Source organism: Streptomyces sp. NRRL B-24572, from assembly GCF_002156145.1.
In the GTDB taxonomy this organism is placed as follows: Bacteria; Actinomycetota; Actinomycetes; order Streptomycetales; family Streptomycetaceae; genus Streptomyces; species Streptomyces vietnamensis.
Genome location: NZ_MWIG01000684.1, coordinates 1 through 7,643 on the forward strand (window position 1 = coordinate 1; position 7,643 = coordinate 7,643).

7 protein-coding genes are annotated in these 7,643 nt (G+C 74.8%); 5 read left to right on the forward strand and 2 right to left on the reverse strand.

The window, feature by feature from the left end:
- The first annotated feature begins 533 nt into the window (after nt 1–533).
- The 3 genes from CCN56_RS33515 to CCN56_RS33525 all read left to right on the forward strand — a co-directional run bounded on the left by CCN56_RS33515 (nt 534) and on the right by CCN56_RS33525 (nt 3,597).
- Nucleotides 534–1,649 (forward strand): sensor histidine kinase, encoded by a 1,116-nt coding sequence (locus CCN56_RS33515; protein ID WP_086831611.1) that lies wholly within the window; start codon nt 534–536, stop codon nt 1,647–1,649.
- On the forward strand, nt 1,649–2,269 hold the full coding sequence (locus CCN56_RS33520) for a response regulator transcription factor (RefSeq protein ID WP_015035223.1): 621 nt from the start codon (nt 1,649–1,651) through the stop codon (nt 2,267–2,269). The genes CCN56_RS33515 and CCN56_RS33520 overlap by 1 nt, the downstream gene beginning before the upstream one ends.
- Before the next feature lie 122 nt (nt 2,270–2,391).
- The gene (locus CCN56_RS33525; protein WP_086831607.1) at nt 2,392–3,597 is read left to right on the forward strand and encodes an FAD-dependent monooxygenase; all 1,206 of its coding nucleotides are present in this window, start codon (nt 2,392–2,394) and stop codon (nt 3,595–3,597) included.
- A 143-nt stretch (nt 3,598–3,740) separates the two neighbouring features.
- Here the strand turns inward: CCN56_RS33525 and CCN56_RS33530 are convergent, their stop codons facing one another.
- Both CCN56_RS33530 and CCN56_RS33535 read right to left on the reverse strand, forming a co-directional pair.
- On the reverse strand, nt 3,741–4,553 hold the full coding sequence (locus tag CCN56_RS33530; protein WP_086831608.1) for an ABC transporter permease subunit: 813 nt from the start codon (nt 4,551–4,553) through the stop codon (nt 3,741–3,743).
- Entirely contained in the window at nt 4,553–5,545 is a 993-nt protein-coding gene (locus tag CCN56_RS33535) for an ABC transporter ATP-binding protein (protein ID WP_086831612.1), read from the reverse strand. The genes CCN56_RS33530 and CCN56_RS33535 overlap by 1 nt, the downstream gene beginning before the upstream one ends.
- A 132-nt stretch (nt 5,546–5,677) precedes the next feature.
- Here CCN56_RS33535 and CCN56_RS33540 point away from each other — a divergent pair, with 132 nt between their 5' ends.
- Nucleotides 5,678–6,883, forward strand: a complete 1,206-nt coding sequence (locus CCN56_RS33540) for a sensor histidine kinase (protein WP_086831609.1) — start codon at nt 5,678–5,680, stop codon at nt 6,881–6,883.
- Nucleotides 6,880–7,527 carry a response regulator transcription factor gene (locus tag CCN56_RS33545; protein WP_086831610.1) on the forward strand — a complete coding sequence of 216 codons (648 nt, stop codon included), beginning with the start codon at nt 6,880–6,882 and terminating at the stop codon, nt 7,525–7,527. Before CCN56_RS33540 ends, CCN56_RS33545 begins: the two co-directional genes overlap by 4 nt.
- Nucleotides 7,528–7,643: the final 116 nt, after the last annotated feature.

Below are 7,643 nucleotides of genomic sequence, written 5' to 3' on the forward strand. Positions count from 1 at the left end.
GCGGCCTCGATCGTCAGGTGCGTCGACGTCATGGTGTTGCCGTTGTCCGCGTCGGCCATGACGGCGGCGGGAGCGGCGGCCGGGGCGGCGGCGTTCGCGGAGACCACGCCGAAGGTACCGGCGGCGACGACAGCGGCGGCGGTGGCACCGAGGAGGATCTTCTTCATGACTGACTCCGTAAGAGGTGAGGAGGAGGGGGAGGGGGAAGCCTTCGAGCGGTTCGTTCGTCCTTCGCTCTGCCTCAATCCTCCGGGCGGAACCGGCGCCCGCCGGTCCACGGTCCGGCTCTCCTCGGCGCGCACACCGGACGACGGGTCTGTCAGCCGATCGGTTGATGCCCTGCTGGTCCCTCCGGGTCACCATGGACAGATACACGCAGGTCAGCACGGCAGGGAGGCGGCACGGTGACCCGGCCCACGGAGCACGACCCGGACGCCCGCCGGCTGCCCCGGCCCGCAGAACACGACCCGGACGCCCGCCGGCTGCCCCGGCCCGCAGAACACGACCCGGACGCCCGCTGGCTGGCGCGGGTCATGCACATCGCGTTCTTCCTGCTGCTCGGCGCCTCCCTCGCCCGCTTCCTGCTGCGGCACGAGTGGGAGGCCCGCAGCCCCTGGATCATCGCCCTCACCGGCGCGCTCGCCTCCCTCTACCTGCTCGGACCGGTCCTCGGCACCCGCGCCACCCCGCGCCGCATCGCCTGGCTGGGCACGGTCGTCGCCGTCTGGGTCGTCCTCGTCGTCCTCGCGCCCAGCTTCGCCTGGTGCGCGGTGCCCCTCTTCTACACGGGCCTGCGCACCCTCCCGCCGCGCGCCGCGCTCGGCCTGGTCGCCCTGCTCACCGCGTTCGTGGTGTTCGCGCAGGTCCAGCTGTCGCACGGCGGCTGGGACCCGAACCTGATCGTCGCCCCGCCGGCCGTCGCCGCCCTCGCCACCGGCGTCTTCGTGTACTCCGACCGGCAGGCCGCCCGGCAGCGGGCACTCATCGACGACCTGATCCGCACCCGCCGCGAACTCGCCGCGATCGAGCGCCGCGAGGGCACCCTCGCCGAGCGCCAGCGGCTCTCCATGGAGATCCACGACACCCTCGCGCAGGGCCTGTCCAGCCAGCAGATGCTGCTCCAGGCCGCCGACCGCACCTGGGACGGCGACCCGGACACCGCCCGCCGCCACGTCCGTACCGCCGAGTCCATCGCCGAACGGAACCTCGCCGAGGCCCGCCGCTTCGTGCAGGACCTCGCGCCCGCCGACCTCGCCGGGGGCGGCGGCCTGGAGGAGGCCCTGCGCGGGCTCGCCGCCCGCGAGTCGGCGGCCTTCCGGGTCGACGGCGCCCCGGTGCCGCTGCCCGACCGCGTACAGGCGGCGCTGCTGCGGATCGGCCAGGGCGCCCTCGCGAACATCCGCGAGCACGCCGGCGCCGACTCCGCCGCCCTGACCCTCACCTACCTCGACGACCAGGTCGTCCTCGACATCGCCGACGACGGCCGCGGCTTCGACCCGGCGCTCGCGCGCGAACAGGCCGAACGCGGCCACGGGCTGCCCGCGATGCGCGTGCGCGCGCAGCAGCTGGGTGGCACCCTGACGGTCGAGTCCACCCCGGGCGAGGGCACGGTGCTCTCCGCCGCGATCCCGCTCCCCCTGGAGTCCTGATGTCCGTACGGATCCTCCTCTGCGACGATCACGTCGTCGTCCGCGCCGGTCTGCTCGCGCTGCTCGGCAGCACCCCCGACATCGAGGTGGTCGGGGAGGCCGGCAGCGGCGAGGAGGCCGTCGCCATGGCGGCGAAGCTCAAGCCGGACGTGGTGCTCATGGACCTCCAGCTCGGCGCGGGCATCGACGGCGTGGAGGCGACGCGGCGGATCGCGCCCACCGGTGTCCACGTCCTGGTCCTCACCACGTACGACACGGACGCGGACATCACGCGGGCGATCGAGGCGGGCGCGACGGGCTACCTCCTGAAGGCCGAGCGGCCCGAGGAGCTGTTCGCGGCGATCCACTCCGCCGCGCAGGGCCGCACGGCACTCTCCCCGCCGGTCGCCAGCCGGGTCATGGACCGCATGCGGGGCGCGGCGGGCCCGTCGCTCACCGACCGGGAGCGGGACATCCTCGGCCAGCTGGGGCGCGGCCTGGGCAACCGGGAGATCGCGCGGGCGCTGTTCATCAGCGAGGCGACGGTGAAGACGCACCTCGGCCGCATCTACGCCAAGCTCGGCGTCGACACCCGCGCGGGCGCGGTGGCGGTGGCGAAGGAGCGGCGCCTGCTGCCGTAGCCCGCCTGCTGTCGTAGCCCGTAGGGCTGGTCCGTGGCGCCATTCCCCGGCGCCACCCCACCCCCACTGCTACCGTGCGTCGTCGTCCAACCGCACGGTGTCATGTCTCAGTGGGAGCGCACGTGAAGCTCGCGATCGTCGGCGGCGGACCCGCCGGCCTCTACCTCTCGATCCTGCTGAAGCGGCAGGACCCGTCCCACGACATCGCCGTGTACGAGCGGAACCCCGAGGGGTCCACGTACGGCTGGGGCGTGACGTACTGGGCGGGGCTGCTCGACAAGCTGCGCGCGGGCGACCCCGAGTCCGCGGCCGCCGTCGCCGAGGCCTCCGTGACCTGGACCGACGGGGTCGCCATCGTCCGCGACGAGCGGACCGTCCACCGCGGCGACGCGGGCTTCGGCATCGGACGGCGGCGGATGCTGGCGCTGCTCGCCGACCGGGCCGAGGAGCTGGGCGTACGGGTCGAGTTCGAGCACGACATCCCCGGCCCCGACGCGCCCGAACTGGCCGGCGCGGACCTGGTCGTCGCCGCCGACGGCGTCAACAGCGCCCTTCGCGAGGCCCACGCGGACCACTTCGGCAGCGAGGTCGCCAGCGGCCGCAACCACTACATCTGGCTCGGCACCACCAAGGTCTTCGACTCGTTCAGCTTCGCCTTCAAGGAGACCGAGCACGGCTGGATCTGGTGCTACGCCTACGGGTTCAGCGGCGAACGGTCCACCTGCGTCGTCGAGTGCTCCCCGGAGACCTTCACCGGCCTCGGGCTCGACACGCGCGGCGAGGCCGACAGCCTGAACCTCCTGGAGAAGCTCTTCCACGACCTCCTCGACGGGCACGAGCTGATCGGGCGCGAGCGCGCCGACGGCACCGCCCAGTGGCTGACCTTCCGCACCCTCACCAACCGGGTCTGGCACCGCGGCAACCTCGTCCTCCTCGGCGACGCCGCCCACACCACGCACTACTCGATCGGCGCGGGCACCACCCTGGCCCTGGAGGACGCACTCGCCCTCGCGGACGCCCTGCGCGCCCCCGGCGACCTGGACGCCGCCCTCACCGCGTACGGGAAGCGGCGGCGCGCCGAGCTGGTCTCGGCGCAGAGCGCGGCCCGTTACAGCGCCCAGTGGTACGAGAACCTGCCGCGCTACATGAACCTGGAGCCGGCCAAGATGTTCGCGCTCCTCGGCCAGCGCCACTCGCCGCTGCTCCCGCACGTCCCGCCGCAGCTGTACTACCGGATCGACCGGGCCGCCGAGCAGCTGGAGGCGCTGCGGCGGCTGAAGCGCTGGCTGGGTCCGCGGGTGGCACGGGCGGTGCACGGCCGCCGCTGATTCTTCTCGTACGGTTCGGACGTCCCGGCGGCGGGCGGCGAGGTCGCCCACACGTCCCGGCGACGGACCGCAAGGTCGCCCACACGTCCCGGCGACGGGCGGCGAGGTCGCCCACACGTCCCGGCGACGGGCGGCGAGGTCGCTCACACGTCCCGGCGGTGGACCGCCACGAAAGCCACCGCCACCGCGCCCGCCGCCCAGGCCGCGTACACCGTCCACGCCCCGCCCGCCGTCCACGGGTACTCCACCGGCACCGGCGACACCCCCACCTCCGTGAGCCGCTTCCACGCGCCCTGCGGCAGGGCGTGCAGAAACGTCGCGCCCCAGCGGTTCCGCTCGTCCATCAGGGCCGGCAGCAGGAGCAGTACGCCCGTCAGGGAGACGATCGTCGTCGCCGCGTGCCGGAGCAGCGCCCCGAGCCCGAAGCCGGCGAGCGCGCACACCGGTGCGAGGAGCGCCGACGCGGCGACGGCCCGCGCCACGCCCTCGTCGCCGAGCGCCATGCCGACGCCCCGCCCGTCGAGCACGGCCTGCGTCGTCGCGAACGACACCCCGGCGACCAGCGCGCCGTACACGAGCATCACGGCGGCGAGGACGAGCGTCTTCGCGGCGACGACGGCCCGGCGGGCCGGGACGGCCGCGAAGGTCGTACGGATCTGGCCCGTGCCGTACTCGCCGACGATCATCAGCGCGCCGATGGAACCGGTCGCGAGGATGAACACCATGGCCCCGCCGAGCGTGAACGCGTCGCGCATCGCCCAGATCGGCACGAAGAGTTCCTTGATGCCGTCCGAGTAGTTCGGGTAGTTGCGGTAGTCGGCGAGGGTCGCGTTGAGGTTGACGCCGAGGGCGGCGACCGCGCCGACGGCGAAGGCCCACGGGGTGGAGCGGAGGGACCACAGCTTGATCCACTCGGCGGCGAGGAGGTCACGGAAACGGGCGGCGGCGGCAGGCATCAGCGGTACTCCACACTGTCGGCGGTGAGCTCCATGAACGCCTCTTCGAGCGAGGAGGCGTGCGCGGTCAGTCCGGCGAGCGGGACGCCGTGCCGGAAGGCGAGGAGGCCGATGCGGTCCGCGTCGATGCCGGTGACGACGAGCTCCTCCCCCTCCGTGCGTACGGTGGCGCCCTCGGCCTTCAGCACGTCGGCGAGGCCCGGATCGGCCGGCCGTACCGTCACGCTCCGGCGGGTGCCGCGCGCCGCGAAGTCCGTCACGCTCTCGGCCGCGATGAGCCGGCCGCGGCCGATGACGACGAGGTCGTCGGCGGTGTGCTCCATCTCGCTCATCAGATGGCTGGAGACGAACACCGTGCGGCCCTCGGCGGCGAGCCGCCGGAACAGCCCCCGCGCCCACAGCACGCCCTCCGGGTCGAGACCGTTGACCGGCTCGTCGAAGAGCAGCACGGGAGGGTCGCCGAGCAGCGCGGCGGCGATCCCGAGGCGTTGTCTCATGCCGAGCGAGTAGCCGCCGATCCGGCGCTTGGCGGCCTCCGCGAGGCCGACCTCCTGGAGGACCTCGGCGGCGCGGCGGCGCGGGATGCCGTTGGTGCGGGCGAGCGCCGCGAGATGGGCCTCGGCGGTCCGGCCGCCGTGCACGTCGTGCGCGTCGAGCAGCGCCCCGACGTCCCGCAGCCCGCGCGGCAACTCCCGGAACCGCCGTCCGCCGACGGTGGCGGTCCCGGACGTCGGCTCGTTGAGCCCCAGGATCAGGCGCAGGGTCGTCGACTTCCCGGCGCCGTTGGGCCCGAGGAAGCCGGTGACGCGGCCGGGTTTCACGGCGAAGGTGAGGCGGTCGACGGCGGGGCGGGCGGCGGCAGGGCGGTCGGCGGCAGGGCGGTCGGCGGCGGGACGGTCGGCGGCGGGACGGCCCATGAGGCGGGACCGGATCGCCGGACGGGATCCGGCCCGGCGGCCGTAGCGCTTGGTCAGTTCGTGGACTTCGATCATGCGGCCCACGGTGTCGGGCCGGCACCCCCCGGCACATCGGCTCGGCGGCCACAACCGAGGCGGCGGGGTGGCCCGGGGGCGTACGCCCGCGGGCCGATGCCCCGACCGGCGGACGCACCTACGATCACGACCATGCCCGCCACCGCCACGACGACCGACCGCCCGTCCCAAGGGCGGGTGCCGGCGGCCCTCGCCTGGGGCGCGGCCGTCGCGCACCCCTTCCTGCTCCTCAGCGCGGTACGGACCGGCCCGTACCGCTCCACCGAGCTGCGGCTCTTCCTCACCGCCGTCGTCGTGGGCCTCACCCTGCCCCTGGCGCGCCGCAACCCGCTCGCGGCCCTCGGACTGCTGCTCGCGGGACTGTTCGCGGCGGCCACCACCCGCCCCGACGCCGTGCTCCTCTACCTCCCGGTGCTCGCCGCCGACGCCGTCGTCGGCCGGATCGCCGCCGCGCGCCCGCTCCGGGTTCTGCTGCCCACCGCCCTCGGCGCGCTCGCCGTACAGATCGCGGCCGCGACCTACACGACCTCGGGCCAGGACGTCTTCGTCAGCACGGTCACGGCCCTCGCGCTCGCCCTGCTCACCGCCGGGCTCCTCGGCCGGTCCGTACGCGAACGGCGCGATCACGCGGCGGAGTTGCGTGCCGCGACCACCGCAGAGGCCGTCGCCGCCGAACGGCTCAGGATCGCCCGCGAGCTGCACGACGTCGTCGCGCACAGCATCGGCGTCATCGCCATCCAGGCGGGCGTCGGCCGCCGGGTCATCGACACCCAGCCCACCGAGGCCCGCAAGGCGCTCGCCACCATCGAGACCACCAGCCGCGAGACCCTCGCCGGGCTGCGCCGCACCCTGGGCGCGCTGCGGGGCGCCGCCGCCGACGGCCGCCCGGCACCGCGCGACCCGGCGCCGGGCCTCGCGGACCTGGAACGGCTCGCGGCGTCGACGGCGGACGCGGGGGTACGGGTCGAACTGCGGCGCCTCGGCAACCCGGACGTCGCGCTGCCGCCGGAGGTCGACCTCGCCGCGTACCGGATCGTGCAGGAGTCCCTCACCAACGTCGTCCGGCACGCGGCGACCCCCACCTGCCGGGTGACGGTGGAGCGCCGCACGGACGCGCTGCTCGTCGAGGTCGCCGACGAGGGCCGGGGCGCACCGGGCGGGGACCTGGCGGGCGGGTACGGCCTGGTCGGGATGCGCGAGCGCGCCGAACTCCTCGGCGGCAGCCTCACGGCGGGGCCGCGCCCCGGAGGCGGCTTCCACGTGACGGCACTGCTGCCGCTGCCTGCCGGCACCGCCGCCGCTGCCGCTGCCGCTGCCCAGGAAGGAACCCCCGCATGATCCGCGTCCTCCTCGTGGACGACCAACCCCTCGTCCGGGCCGGGCTGCGCGTCCTCATGGCCGACACCCCCGACCTGGAGGTCGCGGGCGAGGCGGGCACCGGCACGGAGGCGGTCGCCCTGGCCCGCGACCTCCGGCCGGACGTGGTGGTGATGGACGTCCGGATGCCCGGCATGGACGGCATCGAGGCCACCCGGCTCGTCACGGCGGGCCCCGACGCGCCCCGGGTCCTCGTCCTCACCACCTTCGACGACGACGAGTACGTGTACGGGGCGCTGCGCTCCGGCGCGAGCGGCTTCCTCGTCAAGGACATGGCCCTCGACGACATCCTCGCCGCGATCCGGGTGGTGGCCTCCGGCGACGCCCTGATCGCACCGGGGGTGACGCGCCGCCTGATCGAGGAGTTCGCGGCACGCCCGGAGCCGGCACTCCGCCCGGCGCGCGGCCTCGACGGGGTCACCGAACGCGAACGGGAGGTCCTCACCCTCGTCGGCCGGGGCCTGTCGAACGGCGAGATCGCGGAACGGCTCCACATCAGCACGGCGACGGCGAAGGCACACGTGGCACGGCTCTTCACGAAGCTGGACGCGCGGGACAGGGTGCAGCTGGTGATCTTCGCGTACGAGACGGGCCTGGTGCCGTGACGGGTTACAGGCGAGGCGCGTACGTGACGGCGCGCGTGCGTGACGGCGCGCGTACGTGACGGCGCGCGTGCGTGGCGGCGCGCGGTCGCCTCGGGCACGAGACCGGCTGGTGCCAT